The organism is Amycolatopsis sp. WQ 127309, from assembly GCF_023023025.1.
Taxonomy (GTDB): domain Bacteria; phylum Actinomycetota; class Actinomycetes; order Mycobacteriales; family Pseudonocardiaceae; genus Amycolatopsis.
Genome location: NZ_CP095481.1, coordinates 7,753,590 through 7,769,719 on the forward strand (window position 1 = coordinate 7,753,590; position 16,130 = coordinate 7,769,719).

The 16,130-nt window shown below is 71.4% G+C and carries 15 protein-coding genes; 7 read left to right on the forward strand and 8 right to left on the reverse strand.

The features are described 5' to 3' along the window. Window positions 1–65: 65 nt before the first annotated feature. Together MUY22_RS34980 and MUY22_RS34985 are read right to left on the reverse strand one after the other, a co-directional pair. Window positions 66–1,187: an epoxide hydrolase family protein gene (locus MUY22_RS34980; RefSeq protein ID WP_247051451.1), complete on the reverse strand. Its 1,122-nt coding sequence runs from the start codon at window positions 1,185–1,187 to the stop codon at window positions 66–68. Next, window positions 1,129–2,493, reverse strand: a complete 1,365-nt coding sequence (locus MUY22_RS34985; protein WP_247064260.1) for an MFS transporter — start codon at window positions 2,491–2,493, stop codon at window positions 1,129–1,131. The genes MUY22_RS34980 and MUY22_RS34985 overlap by 59 nt, the downstream gene beginning before the upstream one ends. A gap of 161 nt (window positions 2,494–2,654) precedes the next feature. On the opposite strand from MUY22_RS34985, the gene MUY22_RS34990 reads away from it, so the two are divergent. After that, window positions 2,655–3,236, forward strand: coding sequence for an ABATE domain-containing protein (locus MUY22_RS34990; protein ID WP_247051452.1), 582 nt, complete (start codon window positions 2,655–2,657; stop codon window positions 3,234–3,236). A 91-nt stretch (window positions 3,237–3,327) separates the two neighbouring features. Here the strand turns inward: MUY22_RS34990 and MUY22_RS34995 are convergent, their stop codons facing one another. Then, window positions 3,328–4,485 (reverse strand): mandelate racemase/muconate lactonizing enzyme family protein, encoded by a 1,158-nt coding sequence (locus tag MUY22_RS34995; RefSeq protein ID WP_247051453.1) that lies wholly within the window; start codon window positions 4,483–4,485, stop codon window positions 3,328–3,330. A gap of 72 nt (window positions 4,486–4,557) precedes the next feature. Between MUY22_RS34995 and MUY22_RS35000 the strand changes: the two genes are divergently transcribed. The 5 genes from MUY22_RS35000 (at window position 4,558) to MUY22_RS35020 (ending at window position 10,321) form a co-directional block, all read left to right on the forward strand. Then, entirely contained in the window at window positions 4,558–5,298 is a 741-nt protein-coding gene (locus MUY22_RS35000; protein WP_247051454.1) for a FadR/GntR family transcriptional regulator, read from the forward strand. Between the two features lie 49 nt (window positions 5,299–5,347). Next, window positions 5,348–5,509 (forward strand): hypothetical protein, encoded by a 162-nt coding sequence (locus MUY22_RS35005; RefSeq protein WP_247051455.1) that lies wholly within the window; start codon window positions 5,348–5,350, stop codon window positions 5,507–5,509. A gap of 95 nt (window positions 5,510–5,604) precedes the next feature. Further along, complete coding sequence (locus MUY22_RS35010; protein ID WP_247051456.1) at window positions 5,605–7,041, forward strand: extracellular solute-binding protein; 1,437 nt, start codon at window positions 5,605–5,607, stop codon at window positions 7,039–7,041. Further along, on the forward strand, window positions 7,038–9,056 hold the full coding sequence (locus tag MUY22_RS35015; protein WP_247051457.1) for an ABC transporter permease subunit: 2,019 nt from the start codon (window positions 7,038–7,040) through the stop codon (window positions 9,054–9,056). The genes MUY22_RS35010 and MUY22_RS35015 overlap by 4 nt, the downstream gene beginning before the upstream one ends. Beyond that, the gene (locus tag MUY22_RS35020) at window positions 9,053–10,321 is read left to right on the forward strand and encodes a mandelate racemase/muconate lactonizing enzyme family protein (RefSeq protein WP_247051458.1); all 1,269 of its coding nucleotides are present in this window, start codon (window positions 9,053–9,055) and stop codon (window positions 10,319–10,321) included. Before MUY22_RS35015 ends, MUY22_RS35020 begins: the two co-directional genes overlap by 4 nt. 8 nt (window positions 10,322–10,329) lie before the next feature. Here MUY22_RS35020 and MUY22_RS35025 read toward each other — a convergent pair whose 3' ends face one another. The 3 genes from MUY22_RS35025 to MUY22_RS35035 form a co-directional block, all read right to left on the reverse strand. Beyond that, the gene (locus MUY22_RS35025) at window positions 10,330–11,070 is read right to left on the reverse strand and encodes a ribonuclease activity regulator RraA (RefSeq protein WP_247051459.1); all 741 of its coding nucleotides are present in this window, start codon (window positions 11,068–11,070) and stop codon (window positions 10,330–10,332) included. A 357-nt stretch (window positions 11,071–11,427) separates the two neighbouring features. Next, complete coding sequence (locus MUY22_RS35030; protein WP_247051460.1) at window positions 11,428–12,972, reverse strand: alpha/beta fold hydrolase; 1,545 nt, start codon at window positions 12,970–12,972, stop codon at window positions 11,428–11,430. A 154-nt stretch (window positions 12,973–13,126) separates the two neighbouring features. Continuing rightward, window positions 13,127–13,705, reverse strand: a complete 579-nt coding sequence (locus tag MUY22_RS35035; protein WP_247051461.1) for a TetR/AcrR family transcriptional regulator — start codon at window positions 13,703–13,705, stop codon at window positions 13,127–13,129. Window positions 13,706–13,830: 125 nt separating this feature from the next. Between MUY22_RS35035 and MUY22_RS35040 the strand changes: the two genes are divergently transcribed. Then, window positions 13,831–14,565, forward strand: a complete 735-nt coding sequence (locus tag MUY22_RS35040; RefSeq protein ID WP_247051462.1) for an SDR family NAD(P)-dependent oxidoreductase — start codon at window positions 13,831–13,833, stop codon at window positions 14,563–14,565. An 8-nt stretch (window positions 14,566–14,573) separates the two neighbouring features. Here MUY22_RS35040 and MUY22_RS35045 read toward each other — a convergent pair whose 3' ends face one another. Then, window positions 14,574–15,479, reverse strand: coding sequence for an SDR family NAD(P)-dependent oxidoreductase (locus tag MUY22_RS35045; RefSeq protein ID WP_247051463.1), 906 nt, complete (start codon window positions 15,477–15,479; stop codon window positions 14,574–14,576). After that, the gene (locus MUY22_RS35050; protein ID WP_247051464.1) at window positions 15,476–16,093 is read right to left on the reverse strand and encodes an NAD(P)-dependent oxidoreductase; all 618 of its coding nucleotides are present in this window, start codon (window positions 16,091–16,093) and stop codon (window positions 15,476–15,478) included. Before MUY22_RS35050 ends, MUY22_RS35045 begins: the two co-directional genes overlap by 4 nt. Between the last annotated feature and the right edge of the window lie 37 nt (window positions 16,094–16,130).

Sequence of the window (16,130 nt, forward strand, 5' to 3'; positions counted from 1 at the left end):
GCACGCTCCCCAGACGGAAGTGCCCGGCCGCGCGGTTGCACGGGACCGCGCGGGCTTCCGTGGCGTCAGCGGAAGAGGCGGAAGAACCCGCGCACCTGCTCGACCAGCGACTCCGGCTGCTCCAATGCGGCGAAGTGGCCACCTCGCGGCAGTTCCTCGAACCAGCGCAGGTCGGTGAAGCGCCGCTCGGCCTCGCGGCGCGACGGGACCGTGATGTCGCGCGGGTAGACCGACACCCCGGACGGCGCGGTGACCGTGTCCCGGAAGTCGGCGAAGCTCTCCCAGTACAGGCGCGCCGACGACGTGGCCGACGCGGTGAACCAGTAGACCGAGATCTCGTCGAGGATCTGCTGCCGCGACACCGCGTCCTCGGCGTGGCCGTTGTTGTCCGTCCAGGCCCGGAACTTCTCGGCGATCCAGGCGGCCTGGCCCGCGGGGGAGTCGGTGAGGCCGTAGCCGAGCGTCTGCGGCCGGGTCGACTGCTGTCCCGAATACCCCCGGCCGGTGCGCTGGAACTCCTCCGCGGCCGCGAGGTTCACGCGCTCCGCGGGCGTCGGGTCGTCGAACGTCCCCAGCGCGACGGACCCCAGGTTCACGTGCACGGCCGCGACCCGCTCGGGCGCCACCTCGCCCAGCGCGCCGGACACCGCCGAACCCCAGTCGCCGCCCTGCGCGCCGTACCGCTCGTAGCCCAGCGACACCATCAAGGTGTCCCAGGCGCGCGCGATGCGCTTGACGCCCCAGCCGGTCGTCGACGGCTTGTCGCTCCAGCCGTAGCCGGGCAGCGACGGCGCGACGACGTGGAACGCGTCCGCCGGGTCACCGCCGTGCGCGCGCGGGTCGGTCAGCGGGCCGAGGACGTCCAGGAACTCGAGCACCGAACCCGGCCACCCGTGCGTGAGCACCAGCGGGAACGCGCCCGGCTCCGGCGAGCGGACGTGCAGGAAGTGGACGCCCAGCCCGTCGACGGTGTCGCGGTACTGCGGGAAGACGTTCAGCCGCGCGGCGAACCCGAAGTCGTAGTCCTCGGCCCAGCTGCGGCACAGCTCCTGCGCGTAGGCCAGCGGCAAGCCCTGCGACCAGTCGTCCACCGGCTCGGGATCGGGCCACCGCGTCCGGCGCAACCGGTCACGCAGATCCGCGATCTCGGCTTCGGTGACGCTGGCTTCGAACGGTTCGGCGGCCACAGTGGCCTCCCTTTCTCGGATCGGATGCGGGTCGGGCGCCGGGGCGCCGGGTCAGGCTGAGGACGAGTCCGGCCAGCGGCAGGGCCGCGAGCACGGCGAGGGCCACCGGCACCGGCACGACGCCGGACAGGCCCGCGACCGCGGCCGGGCCGATCCCGCCGCCCAGGAAAATCATGAAGGTGAGCAGGCCCTGCGCGGTGTCGCGGTCGCGCGTGTCGACCAGATCCGGTGCGAGGCCCACCAGGACGGCCTGCGCGCCGGCGAACCCGCACACGGTCAGCGCCGTGCCGGCGACGACCGGGACCGGCCCGGTGAAGACGGCGACCACGAGCACACCGACGACCGTGAGGGCCGCCAGCCCGGCCGATATCCGCCAACCGGGGAACCGGCCGGTCAGGGTGCCGACCAGCCGTCCGGCCAGTACCGAGCAGGCGGCGGCCGGGACCAGGAGCGCGCCGGCTTCCAGGGCGCCACCGCCCGTGGCCTGCTCGATCAGGGACGGGGCGAGGAACAGCACCCCGTAGTAGCCGGCGAAGACCGTCCCGCCGATGATCCCGGCCGGCAGGAAGCCGCGGGCCGTGATCACCCGGCGAGGCACGAACCCGTCGGGCGTGCGCCGTACGCGCCACCACAGCCCGACGGCGGCGAGCGCCCCGGCGGCGGCCACGACGAGCGTCACCGGAGCGGGCAGGCCGACCGAGTGGGCCTGCAGCAGCGTGATCACCGCGCCGGCGAGCACCGACAGCACGGCCGCGCCGGCGACGTCGAACCGCCCCGCCGGCTCGCCGCCACCGGCAGGCGCGAACGAGCGCCTGCTCGCCCATGCCGCCGGCAGGAGGGGCAGCGCGACGACCGGGATCGCGAGCACGGCCCGCCACCCCAGCCAGGCGGTGACCGCCCCGCCCAGCAGGGTCCCGCACGCCGACGCCGTCGCACTGGCGGCGGCGATGATCCCCAGCGCCCGGATCCGTTCCCGCCCGGGAAGGGCGGTGACCGCGGCGAAGACGGCGATCACGGTCGCGCCCGCCCCGGCGCCCCCGAGCAGCCGGCCGGCGATGACGACCGGCAGCGTCGGGCCGGCTCCCGCGAGCGCCGAGCCCGCGGCGAGGGTCACGACCCCGGCGACGAGAACCCGGAAGGGGCTCCACCGGCCCATCAGCCGGCCCGCGACCGGCATCGCGAGCGCGGACGTCAGCGACCACGCGGCGAGGATCCAGGCCGTGGCCCCGAACGGCACCGCGAGCCCGCGGCCGATGGCCGGCAGTGCCACCGACGGCGCGCCCAGTGCGACGTACTGGGGCAGCACCAGCAACCCCAGGACCAGCCCCAGCCGGCGCCCGTCCGGGGTGTGGTCCGATGCGCCGCTGAGGGTCCCGTCCGCTGGGATCGTCGTCTCCTCTCGGTATGGTGTGACACGTGACAGCTGCTTTGGATGTCACGTTACGGAACGGTGAGGAGACACGTCAAATGCTCGATGCGTGTTACACCGACGCGGCGGTCCAGGCGGCCGTCGATCTCGCCAACACCTGGAAGCCGATCAAGGGGGAGGACGCGCTCGAGACCGTGGCGCAGCTCCGGGACTTCCTCGACGCCCATTCAGGCCTGGTCGCGGATCAGGCGACCGGTCCGCGGCGGCTCACCGGCACCGATCTGGCGGAGGTCCGCACGGTGCGCGAGACGGTGCGCGCCGTGCTCGAACGAGCCGCCACCGACGCGGCCGGAGCCGCGGCCCTGATCAACGACGGCCTGCGCCGCAGCCGCGCCACCCCGGCGCTGCGCCACGACCACGACCGCTGGTGGACCGAGGTCACCGCCGGCACCGACCGCTGCTCGGCGCACCTGGCCGCGACCACGCTGAGCGCGCTGGCCGCCGTGATCGCCACGCTCGGCCCGGCTCGGCTCGGCGTGTGCGCCGGACCGAACTGCCGGGGCACCTTCGTGGACCTCTCGCGCAACGGCTCGAAGCAGTACTGCACCCGGACCTGCGCCCACCGCGCCAGCGTCGCGGCCTACCGCAGCCGGAACGCCCAGGGCGACGAGCCGTCCTGACCGGCTTTGCGGACCAGGCGGCCGAGCACGAGCCGACCCTCCACTGTGTACTGACCGCGCGGACGGTGCCCGGGTCGGCTAGCGTGACCGGCTACTCGAACACCCCGTAACCCGCGACGGCGTGGGCCCGGACGCCGTCCATGTCGAGCTCCACGCCGATGCCGGGGGTGTCGGGAAGCGTGATGTAGCCGTCCTTGACGATCGAGCCGCTGCCGTCGGGGGCGTGGACGTAGCTGTCCCACACCGCGCGCTCCTCGAGGGCGTGCCATTCCTGGACCAGGAAGTTGGGGATCGCGCCGCACATGTGCGACGTGGCCATCGTGCCCAGCGGCGTCGACACCAGGTGCGGTGCGAACGGGATGTAGTGCAGCTCCGCGAGGTTGGCGATCTTCTTGGCCTCGGCGAGACCACCGCACTTCGGCACGTCCGGTTCGATGACGTCGACGGCGCCGCGTTCGAGCAGTTCGCGGAATCCCCACCGCAGGTAGAGGTTCTCGCCCGCGCAGATCGGCGTGCGGGTCTGCTCCCGCACCCGCACCAGCGCGTCGATGTTCTCCGCCGGCAGCGGTTCTTCCAGCCACATCAGGCGGAACGGCTCGAGCTCCCACGAGATCCGGCACGCGCTCGGCACGTCGTAGCGCGCGTGGAGGTCGATGGCCAGATCGACGTCCGGTCCGATCGCTTCCCGGACGGCGGCCACGCGCTCGACCATCGAGCGCAGCTCGGCGGCGTTGATCGTGTGGTTGAAATCGTCGAACTTGGCCGGGTGGCGCAGGTTGTCGATGTCGAACTTGATGGCGGTGAAGCCTTCGGCGACCATCCGCTGGGCCCGGTCGACGCACCCGGCGATCGAGCCCGCCGGGTCGTCGCCGTCGCCGCAGTCGGCGTAGAGGCGGATGCGGTCGCGGAACTTCCCGCCGAGCAACCGGTAGACGGGCTGGCCCGCGGCCTTGCCCGCGATGTCCCACAGCGCGAGCTCGATCCCGGACAGCGCGATCACCGACACTCCGCCCTGGACACCCGCGAAAACCTTGCTGCGCCGCAGTTTCTCCCAGCACCGCTCGACGTTGCGCGGGTCCTCGCCGATCAGGAGGGGCGCCAGGAAGCCGATCATCCCGACGACGGCGCCCGCGCCGGCGTCGGGATTGGCCTCGCCGAACCCGCTGATGCCCTCGTCGGTGTCGATCCGCACCAGCGTGGCCTGACCGTGGTAGGCCACCACCGCCGTCGTGACGTTCACGATCCGCATTGTTCTCCCGCCGCCGGGTAGTGCGTACGAATGGACTGTCGCGAGGTCCAACTTGTCCGATAAGCTGATGACATGCAAAGGAGACAAGAGTCACCGGACGCTGTCAAGGTCCGGACTCTGCCGGTGCAGGTGGCGGCCCACCTGACCCGGCGCATCGTCAGCGGCGAGTTCGAGGAGGGCCGGGCCCCGTCGGAGCTCGACATCTCCCAGGAGTTCGGGGTGTCCCGTGTGGTGGCGCGGGAGACGCTCAAGATCCTCGCCTCACTCGACATCGTCGATGTCGCGCAGGGCCGCCGCGTCGTCGTGCGTCCCCGCGCTGAGTGGGATTACCTGAGCCCGTTGCTGATCGAGTGGCTGCCCGCGGAGATCGTCGGCGAGCTGCTGCAGGAACTGCACCAGCTGCGCGTGCTGCTCGAACCCGAACTCGCCGCGATGGCCGCGGCCACCGTCACGGACGAGACGCTGGCCCGGCTCCGGGCCGAGATCGACCGCATGTCGGTGCTGGAGGCGGATCCCGAGGCCTACCTCGAGGTCGACCACGAGTTCCACATGGAGATCTGCCGGGCGGCCGACAACCGCATCCTCGACCGGATCATGTACTCCGCCCGCTGGCTCGGCACGGCCAGCCGGCGCATCACCAACGAGGGGCCGGCCGCGCTGCGCTGCGCCACCACCGACCACACGGACATCTACGAGGCGCTCGTGGCGCGCGACCCGGAACGGGCCCGCGCGGCGATGCGCAAGCACCTGAGCAACAACTCCACGCTCATCGCCCAGACGCAGCGAACCAAGCGGGCCACCGGGCGGCGCTAGCCACACCGCACGACCGGGATCCGGAACCGACGACGAGGACGGACGAGGCATGGCAGCACCCTTCCTCGCACCGGCGGCCGGACACCCGGACCGCACCTTGTTGCTGGGCGAGAACTTCTTCCACCGCGACGACCCGCGCTACGCCCGTGCCTCGCTCGACTTCGGCGTGCCCCACACCGCACGCAACAGTTCGGCGTCCTTCGCCGCATGAACGACCCGCAGCGGGGCGCTCGCCTCGCTGTCCCGCCGGTTGCACCGTCGCCCCGTCGGTACGCGTCCGCTCGATCGGACGCGAGAGGAGTTGTCATGGAAGAGAAAACGGACCTGTCGAGACGCACGTTCCTCGGGATGAGCGCGGGAGTGAGCGCGCTGGGCGTGCTCGGCCTCGCCGGGTGCGGGAGCGGCCCCGCACCCGCGCCGCAGGTCGACGTCCAGGTCCCCAAGGCGCTGCTCGATCAGGCGGCCGCGCTCCGCGGCGGGTCGGCGGGGATGCTCTCGCAGAAGCTGTACTCGGAGGCCGCCAACAAGGCGCTGGACAAGTCGTTGCAGGTGTTCGCGCAGGCCACCGGCACCACGGTCCGCAACGACCTGGTCTCCGGCGACGCCGGTGACATGGTCGCGAAGATGGACGCCGAGGTGAAGGCGGGCACCAACCGCGACCTGGCCTTCCTGAGCGACCGGCGGTTCGTCGGCCAGCTCCACAACCTCGGCGCCCTCACCGACGTCACCGACGTGGTCACCGAGATGAAAGCGCTTTACGGGGAGCCCGCGACGGAGGCGGCCAACTACTGCGTGTTCGACGGGCGCTGGTTCGCGATCCCGTACCACTTCATCGCGACCGGGATGTACCTGCGCAAGGACTGGTACCAGGAAAAGGGTCTCCCGCTCAAGCCCCACTACTCGTGGGAAGAGCTGCGCGACAACGCGCTGGCCGTCTCCGACCCGGCGAAGCGGCGCTTCGGCTGGGGGCTCACGGTGAACCGCTCCGGCGACGCCAACGGCTTCATCGCGAACGTCATCAACACCTACGGCGGGGCGATCGCGGACAACACCGGCACGAAGGTGACGTTCAACTCGCCGGAAACCGTCGAAGCCGTCACGTTCATCGGCGACATCTACACGAACCCGAAGTACGCGCCGATGCTGCCACCCGGGATCGGCAGCTGGACCGACTCGAGCAACAACGAGAACTGGCTGGCCCAGATCCTGGGGCTCACGCTCAACCAGTTCAGCGTCTACGCCGACTCGAAGACCAAGAAGAACCCGGTCTACGCCAACACCCACCCGTTCAACGGCGCCACCGGACCGGCGCTCGACCGGCCGCTCGCGTACGGCGAGTCCAACTCGTTCGTCGTGTTCAAGGGGGCGAAGAACCCCGACCTCGCCAAGCTGGTCGCGAAGTTCATGGTCGGCGGGAGCGCGCTGCTCGGTGTCGCGAAGGAAGCGCCGTGCCTGGTGAACCCCTCGTGGGACAAGGTGTGGGACTCCGACCCGTACTACACCACCGGTGACCCGGCCTTCGCCGCGCTGCGCGAGCAGACCCGCGCGGCGCTCCCGATCAAGACCAAGACCGGCTACGCCTTCCCCCAGGCGCCGAGCCCCGGCGAGCAGGCCGCCACCGCCGCCTACCTGCTGACCGACATGATGCAGTCGGTCATCCAGGGCACCCGGCCGGCCGACGCCGTGGCCTCGACCCACACCCGGATCGTCCAGATCTTCGAGCAACAGGGCTACCGGCAGTGACCGTCCTGCGTCCGAAGAGGACACCCCCGGCGCCGGCCCGTCCGGCGCCGGGCGCGTCGTCCTCGCTCACCCCGGCCCAGCGGCGGCTCGGGCGCGACTGGCGCCTCGCGGCGGTGTTCATCGGGCCGACGCTGGTGCTGGTCGCCGGCCTGATCCTGGTCCCGATCATCAGCTCGGTCGTCACCAGCGCCACCGAGCGCCACGGTGCGGACACGGTCTTCGTCGGGCTGGACAACTACACCGCCCTCGTCGACGACGCCGTGTTCCACAAGGGCGTGCTCAACTCGTTCGTCTTCACCGCCTACGCCGAGATCTTCAAGGTGGTCTTCGGCCTCATCGCGGCGCTGATGCTGCACCACATGCGCCGCGGCCGGGCGATCATCGCCGGGGTGATCCTGCTGCCGTGGGTGATCCCGACGGTCGTCACGGCCTTCACCTGGCGCTCGCTGCTCGACCCGATCTTCGGCAGCGTCAACGTCCTGCTGACCGACTCCGGGATCGGGCCCGCCCTCGCCGCGATCGGGCTCGTCGACAAGTGGCCGGCGGAGTGGCTGTCCGATCCCGCGCTCGCGCTGCCGGCGGTCATCCTGGTCAACGTCTGGAAGGGCGTCCCGTTCTTCACGGTGACGTTCCTCGCCGGGCTCAAGGCCATCGACAGCGGTCTCCACGAGGCCGCGATGGTGGACGGCGCCTCGCTGTGGCAGCGCTTCGTGCACATCACGCTGCCGGGGCTGCGGCCGGTCATGATCGTGACGGTGCTGCTGTCGTCGATCTGGACGTTCAACAACTTCGACCTGATCTGGCTGATGACCCAAGGTGGCCCGGGCGACGCCACCGCCCCGTACGTGATGGTGGCCTACTCGAAGGCCATCCAGCAGCTGCAGCTGGGTGCGGGCGCCGCGGTCACGCTGGTGATGCTGCCGATCATCGCCGTCCTCGTGGTGATCCTCGTGCGGATGATGCGGCGCACCGACCAGCCGGGCGCCGCGGATATGGGGCGACGGCGGCTGAGTCCCGCCCAGCGCCGGGCCCTGCCGTGGGTGATCGTCGCGGCTTCGGTGCTCGTGCTGGTCTGGGCGTCGCCGCAGATCGTGTGGAAGGCCGCGCTCGTGCTGGGCGTGTTCGTGGTGCTCGCGGCCGTCGTCGGCCGGGCGGTCTCGGTACTCGCCACGCGGGGCAACCGGCTGGCCGCCCGCGTGGTCGGCGCCACCGGTTCGGGGGTCGCGCTCGTGGCCCTGCTGGGCTTCGTGCTCGCCCCGATCTACTGGATGACGGTCACGGCCTTCAAGTCCGACGACCAGATCGTCGCGCGCGGCGACGACCTCTGGCCGACGCCGTGGAGCACCGAGCAGTTCACCAACCTGTTCTCGGGCCGGGCGTTCGGCACCTGGTACCTCAACACGATCCTGGTGTCGGTGGCGTCCACCGTGATCGCCCTGGTCTGCGCGGCGCTCGCCGGCTACGCGCTGGCCCGGCTGAAGTTCCGGGGTTCGGAGAGCTTCACGGTGACGATCCTGCTCACCTACGTGATGCCGGGCGCGCTGCTGTTCATCCCGCTCTACCAGCTGATGAGCGGGATCGGGCTCAACGACTCGCTGTGGTCGCTCGTGCTCGCCTACCCCACGTTCACCCTGCCGTTCGCGACGTGGCTGCTCGTCGGCTACTTCAAGTCGATCCCGGCCGAGCTCGAAGAGGCCGCGCTGGTCGACGGCTGCACGCGGTTCGGGGCGTTCCGCCGGATCGTGCTGCCGCTGGCCAAACCGGGCCTGCTCGCGGTCGCGCTGTTCACGCTCACCAACGCGTGGAACGAGTTCCTGTTCGCCTTCGTGTTCATCACCAAGGACGACTACAAGACACTGCCGGTCGGCATGCAGTCGATGATCTTCGGCGACGTCGTCCCGCAGGGGCAGCTGGCCGCCGCGTCGCTGCTGGTCAGCATCCCGGTCGTGCTCATGTACGGGTTCGGGCAGCGGTTCCTGACCGAGGGGCTCACCGCGGGAGCGGTAAAGGGATGAGCGGGATCACGGAGGAGTACGTCGCGACGGCGTCCCGGCCGAGCAAGCTGCGCATCACCGACCTGCGGGTGGCCAACCTGGCCGGGGTGCCGTTCCGCTCGTCGATCATCCGGATCGACACCAACCAGGGCCTGTCCGGCTACGGGGAGGTGCGCGACGGGGCCAGCGCCACCTACGCGCTGATGCTCAAGAGCCGGCTCGTCGGGGAGAACCCCTGCGACGTCGACAAGATCTTCCGCAAGATCAAGCAGTTCGGGTTCCACGGCCGCCAGGGCGGTGGGGTCTCCGGCGTCGAGATGGCGTTGATGGACCTGGCGGGCAAGGCGTACGGCGTGCCCGCGTACGCGCTGATCGGGGGCCGGTTCCGGGACGAGATCCGCTGCTACGCGGACACGCCGTCGCTGCCGGACCCGCGCGCGATGGGCGTCCGGCTGCTGGACCGCAAGCAGCGCGGGTTCACGATGCTGAAGATGGACGTGGGCATCGACCTGCTGTGGGACGTGCCGGGCGCGCTGATCGCGCCGCCGGGGGCCCGCGCGGACACCACGACGATGCACCCGTTCACCGGCATCCAGGTCACCGCGAAGGGCGTCGACCACCTGGTGTCCTATGTGGACATCGTCCGCTCCGTCGTCGGCTACGACATCGCGCTCGCCGCCGACCACTTCGGCCACATCGCCCTCGACTCCGCCATCCGGATCGCCCGCGCGCTGGAGCCGTTCACGCTGGCGTGGATCGAGGACCTGATCCCGTGGCAGCTGACCGACCAGTGGCGGCAGCTCACCACCGCCGTCGACGTCCCGACGTGCACGGGGGAGGACATCTACCTGCTCGACGGCTTCCGGCCGCTGCTGGACGCCGGCGCCATCCGCGTCGCGCACCCCGACCCGGCGACGGCGGGCGGGATCGCGGAGACCAAGCGGATCGGCGACTACGCGCAGGAACGCGGGATCGCGATGGCGCTGCACCTGGCGGCGTCGCCCATCGCGACGATGGCGTGCGTGCACTTGGCCGCCGCCACCGAGAACTTCCTCGCCCTCGAACACCACGCGGCCGAGGTGGGGTTCTGGAGCGACCTCGTCACCGGCCTGCCCCGCCCGCTGATCCGGAACGGCCACATCACCGTGCCGGACACGCCGGGACTCGGGTTCGGCGACGTCGACGAGGAGCTGCTGCGCCGCCACCTCGACCCCCGCGACCCGGTGTTCTTCGCCGAGACGACGCACTGGGACGGGGAGTCGAGCCACGACCGGTTGTGGAGCTGAAAGCGCTGTCAGGCCGGGCCCCGCCGGGCGCGCCACCGCTCGTACTCGGGCCGGGCCTCGTCCGACAGCGGGTAGTACAACCGCATGTCGCCGCCCTCGGCCAGCCGGATCCGGGAGAACTCCTCCCATTCCGCGTGTTCCCGAGCGTGGGCCACCAGGGCGGGGGCGAGCTTGACCGGCACCACGACCGCCCCGTCGTCGTCGGCGACGACGATGTCGCCCGGCTCGACGAGCGTGCCACCGCACGCGATCGGCACGTTGACGGCGGCCGGGACGATGCCGGTCTGGGTGTGGAAGTTCGGTGTGGCGCCCCGGATCCAGAGCCCGAGGCCGAGCTGCTTGGCCTCGCCGGTGTCGCGCAGGCAGCCGTCGACCACGACGCCGGCGCCGCCGCGGCCCTTGAAGTAGGTCAGCATCATCTCGCCGAACACACCGCTCTCCATGTCGCCGCGCGCGTCGACGACGATCATGTCGCCGGGCCGGGCGTGGTACATGACGTGCCGGTGCAGCTGCTTCTCCGGTTCTTCGTACTCCTCGACGGGGTAGAGGTCTTCCCGTTTCGGCAGGAACTGCAGCGTCAGCGCCGGGCCGGCCATGCGCACGCCGGGGGTCACCGAAACCGGGCCGCTGATGAACGCGCTGCGGATGCCCATGCGGCTGAGCTCGCCGCTGGCCGTCGCGCTGCCGATGGCCGCGAGAGCCGCGCTGAGGTCTGCGGGCGGGCGAACGATGTCATGCGTCTCGACCACGTCGATAGCTCCCTCGGGTCCGCGGATACCGTGACTGTCGAAGAGTTTCGCTGAGACTCCGGATCCGAGCCTAGTCCGGCGGACGTGCTTCCGCGACGTCATCCGGGTGGCGGTTTTGCCCTCCGCGACACCAAAACACCGACTCCGCGGTCCACTGGGAACGCGGTTCCCCGTCGCTGCAGCGCTTCGGCCGGCGTGCACGTCGTACTGCCGGAAGCCGCCCTCGGTGAGGGCAGTGGGCGCGACGACGTCTCCGATGGCGTAAAGCTCTTTCATGCCGCCACTATGGGATCTCGAGCGGGTTGAGAGTCAAGGGCACGGGCGGCCTCCGTCCAGAGGCCGCCCGCGCCGGGCCGATCACTGCGTTGTGACGTCGGTGCAGTCGAGGTCCTTCTCCGGCAGCCGGCCGGTGTCCAGGAACGCCGTGGTGGCGGTGTCCGCGCAGGCCGAACCTTCGTGGTAGACGTAGTGCCCGCCGTTGCCGACGCCGACGAACGCGGCGCGGGTGCCCAGCGCGCGGCGCAGCCCGAGGCCGGAGTCCCACGGCGTGGCGTGGTCGCGGCGGTTCTGCAGGATCAGGGTGTTGCGCGGGCCCTGGCCGGCCACGGTGACCGGCTTCTCGACCGGTTGCGGCCAGAACGCGCACGGCCAGATGTTCGCCGGCATGCCCGCGGTCAGGGGCCAGGCCGTGCGGTCGGCGGCGGTGGCCCGGGCGTAGGCGCCGACGTCGTGCGACCACTCGGCGTCGCCGCAGGTGAGGGCCAGGAACATGGTCGCCTGGTTGTCCGCGGGGACACCCGGGGCGGCCGGGCCGTCGGCGAACACCTGCTTGAGCACCGCGCCGTCGGCGTCGGTGACCCGCCCGTCGGCCAGGTCGCCGGCGGCCTTCCAGACCTGGGCGAGCACCGGGAGGGTGTTGTTGTGGATGAGCAGCGCGTAGGTGACGCCACGCAGCATCGCCCCGCTCAACGACTGCGGCGTGCCCGGGACCGGCGCCGGCTGGTGGTCGAGCCGGTCGGCGAGCGCGAGGTAGGTCCGGGTGACCTCGGCGGGGGTGGCGCCGAGCCCGAGGGCGCCGTTCTGCGCGGCGGCGACGGCGGCCGCGTCGGGGAACCGTTCGGTCATGCCCTTGCTCCAGCTCGCCGCTTCGCCGGCCCACACGTGGGCGGGATCGACGTTGCCTTCCAGGATCACGCGGTCGGTCCGGTCCGGGAACAGTGCACTGTAGACGGTGCCGAGGTAGGTGCCGTAGGACTGGCCCCAGTACGAGATCTTGGCTTCGCCCAAGGCTTCCCGGACGCGGTCGAGGTCGCGGGCGGTGTTGGCGGTGGTGAAGTAGCGCAGGTTCTCCCCGGCCGTGGCAGCACACTTGGCGGCCGTGGCCCGGGCGGCCTGGACGTTCGCGTCGATCGAGCCGTCGGCGGCGGGGTAGGGGAAGAGGGCGGCGACGCTGGGGTTCTCGAGGCCGCAGCTCTGCGGGGTGCTGGTCCCGACCCCGCGCGGGTCGAAGCCGATCAGGTCGTAGCCGTCCAGGACGGGTTTCGGCAGCGTCGGGGCCATCGCGCCGGGTGTGTCGAGCCCCGGCAGCGCCGGACCACCCGGGTTCAGCAGCAGGACGCCGTGGCGCTTGGCGGGATCGGCGGCCCCCAGCCGGGAGATGACGACCTCGATCGACGCGCGGTCCGGCCGGCTGTAGTCCAGCGGTACCTTCACTTTCGCGCAGGTGAGCCGGGGATCCCGGGTCGTGCCCGGTGCCGCCGCCGGGCACGGTCCCCACGCGAGCGCCGCGGGCGGCCCCGGGCTGTCTTCGTCGTCCGCGCTGTCGCACGCCGCCGCGCCGAGAACGGTCAGCGTGGTCACCGCCAAAGCCGCCGCGAACCGTGACCCGCGTGTCTTCCTCATGGTGCTCGCCCTCCGCCGTTCGATGGTTTTGACGGCGCTGAAGGTAGCGAGGGCGGGACCGCGCGAACGTCACCCCGGAGTGGGCAGCCCGAGTAGCTCTCCCGGGGGACAACGGCCCGGATGGACACGCCGTGGGCGAGCGGCGTTGGCCGTGCTACGCGGCCGGTGCCGCGGGGATGGCGTTGTCGACGAGGACGGCCGCGACCGCGGCGGCGGTGGTGAACGCTTCGGCGTCGAGGACCCGGCTGCGGGCCGAGGCGCCGTCCAGGAGCAGCGCCAGTTGCTCGCCGAGCTGTTCCGGGTCGGGGGCGCCGGCCTCGCGGGCGGCCTCGGTGAGCCGGGCGGCGAAGCCCAGTTTGTAGTCGCGGGCGTGCACGCGTGCGGGGTGGCCCGGGTCGGGGATTTCGACGGCCGCCGCGATGAAGGGGCACAGGGGCGAGTGCACGTCGAACACGGCGAGGAGCCGCTCGCGAGGTGTGAGGTCGGTGCGGTCGAACACTTCGGGCAGGATCTCGGGGTCGAATCGGCGCAGGCCTTCGGCGATCAGCTCGTCCTTGCCGGCGAAGTGCTGGTACAGCGTGCGTTTGGACACCCCGGCCACCGCGCAGAGCTGATCCATGCCGGTGCTGGTGATGCCTTGGTCGCGGAACAGCTGCTGTGACGCGCTGACGATGCGCTCCCGCGCGCCCCGGCCGCGCCGCAGACCCCGCGGTCCCTTCTCCACCTCTGTCACATCCCCAGCTTAGCTCACTCGGGTACCGCTCGGTGTGCATAGCTTGCGTCCCGCTCGGCTGCTCGCTACGTTAGGTACTCAGATCGGTGTACATAGCATCGGCACAGTGAGTGGATGGAGCGGTCGTGGGAAAGCTCGATGGCAAGGTCGCGGTGATCACCGGCGGGACGAGCGGGATGGCGCTGGCCGGTGCGAAGCTGTTCGTCGACGAAGGGGCGCACGTCTTCATTTCGGGCCGGCGGAAGGACGCGCTGGACGACGCCGTCAGGCTGATCGGCCGGAACGTCACCGGCGTGCAGGGCGATTCGGCCGACCTCGACGACCTGGACCGGTTGTTCGAGACGGTCAAGCGGGAGAAGGGTTCGGTCGACGTGGTGTGGGCGAGCGCCGGGACGGGCGAGCAGGGCAAGCTCGGCGAGATCACCCCGGAGCAGTTCGACGCCGCCTTCTCGCTGAACGCGCGCGGCACGCTGTTCACGATCCAGAAAGCGCTTCCGCTGCTCAACGACGGCGGCTCGATCGTCATGACCGGGTCGAACGCGTCGCTGCGGGGCTATCCCGAGTGGAGCGTGTACGCGGCGAGCAAGGCCGTGCTGCCCGCCTACGCCCGGGTGTGGGTGGCCGAGCTGCGGGACCGGAAGATCCGGGTGAACGTGCTGACCCCCGGCCAGGTCGCCACGCCGATCCTGGCGGAGGTGATGGACGAGGCGACGAAGGCGCAGTTCGAGTCCGTGATCCCGCGGCGGGAAATGGGCCGCCCCGAAGAGATCGCGTCGGTCGCGTTGTTCCTCGCCTCGGACGACTCGAGCTACGTCAACGGCATGGAGCTGGTCGTCGACGGCGGCACCACGGTGATCTGAGCGCGTCGTCAGCCGGCGAAGTGGTGCTGGCTCAGCGCAAGGAGTTTCCGCTGGGTCGCGGGGTCGTGGGACACCGGGGGAGTGCTCGTTTCCTTGTCGCGGTTGAAGTAGCGGCCGGTGACCCCGGCCATGGCGGGGTCGGTCGCCATGCGGGTGGCGCTTCGCGCTCCTTCGGCGGGGGTGAGCAGGCTGCGGCGGATGAGGGCACGCATGGGGCGTAGCAGCGGGGGCACGAGGTCGTCGATGATGTCGGTGGCGACGATGCCCGGGTGCAGGGCGTTGACGGTCACCCCGTCGGCGGCGAGGTCGCGGGCGAGGGCGTAGCCGGCGGTGACGGTCATCAGCTTGGCGCGTGCGTAGGCCTCGAAGGGTACGAAACCGGCCGCGGGGTTGAGTTCCGCGAGGTCGTCGACGCCGGTCAGGTCGAGAGTCGCCGGCCGCGGCTTGCCGGCGAGCTTGACCTGCCGGGTGTCGTTGAGCGTGTCGCTGGCGACGTTCACCACGCGGGCCCGGCCGCGGCGCAGCGCCGCGTCCAGCAGGGTGGTGAGGCCGTAGGCGGCTAGGTAGTCGAGGGCGATGTGCATCTCGACGCCGTCGGCCGAGACGCGGTGTTCGGGGAAGTGCGCACCGGCGTTGTTGACGAGGAGGTGGATCCGGTCGTGCCGCTCCAGGACGGTCTTCGCCGCGGTCACGACGTCGGCGCGCCGGGACAGGTCGCCGGGGATGACGTCGAGCCGGTTCGCCTGGGCACCGAGGAGTGCGCGCAAAGCGTGGGCACGAGCGGGATCGCGGGCGACGGTGAGCACGTGCGCACCCGCGCGGACGAGGTCGGCGGCGATGACCTGACCCATGCCGCCGGTCGCGCCGGTGACGACGGCGACCTTCCCGGTCAGGTCGGGGACGGCGGCGCTCACCGGCTGATCCGCGGGTAGGCGTGGGCGTACCGCGGGGTTTCGGCCTCGTCGAGCAGGAACGCGGCGAGATCGGCGCGGCCGATGGAGCTCCACAACCGGATCCGCAGGTCGGTGCCGGTCCGGTACTTCCCGATCTCGTCGTGGTCCGCCAGCTTCGGCGGCCGCACGATCGTCCAGTCCAGGCCGGAGGCGGTGATGAGCGGCTCCATCGCCTCCTTGTCGCGCATGCGCTCGGCGACGTTCGCCCACACGGCCAAGGAGTACAGCGACTTGTCGTGCGTCTCCAGCACGCCGTGCGCGCTGAGGGCGATCAGACGGTCCACCCCCGCCGCCCTCATCGCGGTGACCGCGGAGCGGACGCCGTCGGTGCACACCGTCGTCGGCCCGGTGCCGGCGCCGCCCAGCGCGCTGATCACCACGCTCGTGCCCGGCAGGGCGCGGGTGAGGGCCGGGACATCGGTGACTTCGGGCCAGCTCACTTCGGCAAGCCCTTCGTGCGGCGCGAACGTCCCCACCCGGCGGACCGGCGCGACCACGTGGTGCCCGCGCCGGAGCGCCGTGGACACCACGTGGCGTCCGGTGGCCCCGGTCGCTCCGAGTACCGTCACGGTCATCTGTGATACAGAATGTCTCATATTGCCATCATGCACA

What these genes read in the sequence shown, in the direction of transcription:
- MUY22_RS35000 (WP_247051454.1), top strand. Translation starts at nt 4,558, where the DNA reads ATGCAAAGGAGACAAGAGTCACCGGACGCTGTCAAGGTCCGGACTCTG.
- MUY22_RS34995 (WP_247051453.1), bottom strand. Translation starts at nt 4,485, where the DNA reads ATGCGGATCGTGAACGTCACGACGGCGGTGGTGGCCTACCACGGTCAG.
- MUY22_RS35020 (WP_247051458.1), top strand. Translation starts at nt 9,053, where the DNA reads ATGAGCGGGATCACGGAGGAGTACGTCGCGACGGCGTCCCGGCCGAGC.
- MUY22_RS34990 (WP_247051452.1), top strand. Translation starts at nt 2,655, where the DNA reads ATGCTCGATGCGTGTTACACCGACGCGGCGGTCCAGGCGGCCGTCGAT.
- MUY22_RS35030 (WP_247051460.1), bottom strand. Translation starts at nt 12,972, where the DNA reads ATGAGGAAGACACGCGGGTCACGGTTCGCGGCGGCTTTGGCGGTGACC.
- MUY22_RS35005 (WP_247051455.1), top strand. Translation starts at nt 5,348, where the DNA reads ATGGCAGCACCCTTCCTCGCACCGGCGGCCGGACACCCGGACCGCACC.
- MUY22_RS35050 (WP_247051464.1), bottom strand. Translation starts at nt 16,093, where the DNA reads ATGACCGTGACGGTACTCGGAGCGACCGGGGCCACCGGACGCCACGTG.
- MUY22_RS35010 (WP_247051456.1), top strand. Translation starts at nt 5,605, where the DNA reads ATGGAAGAGAAAACGGACCTGTCGAGACGCACGTTCCTCGGGATGAGC.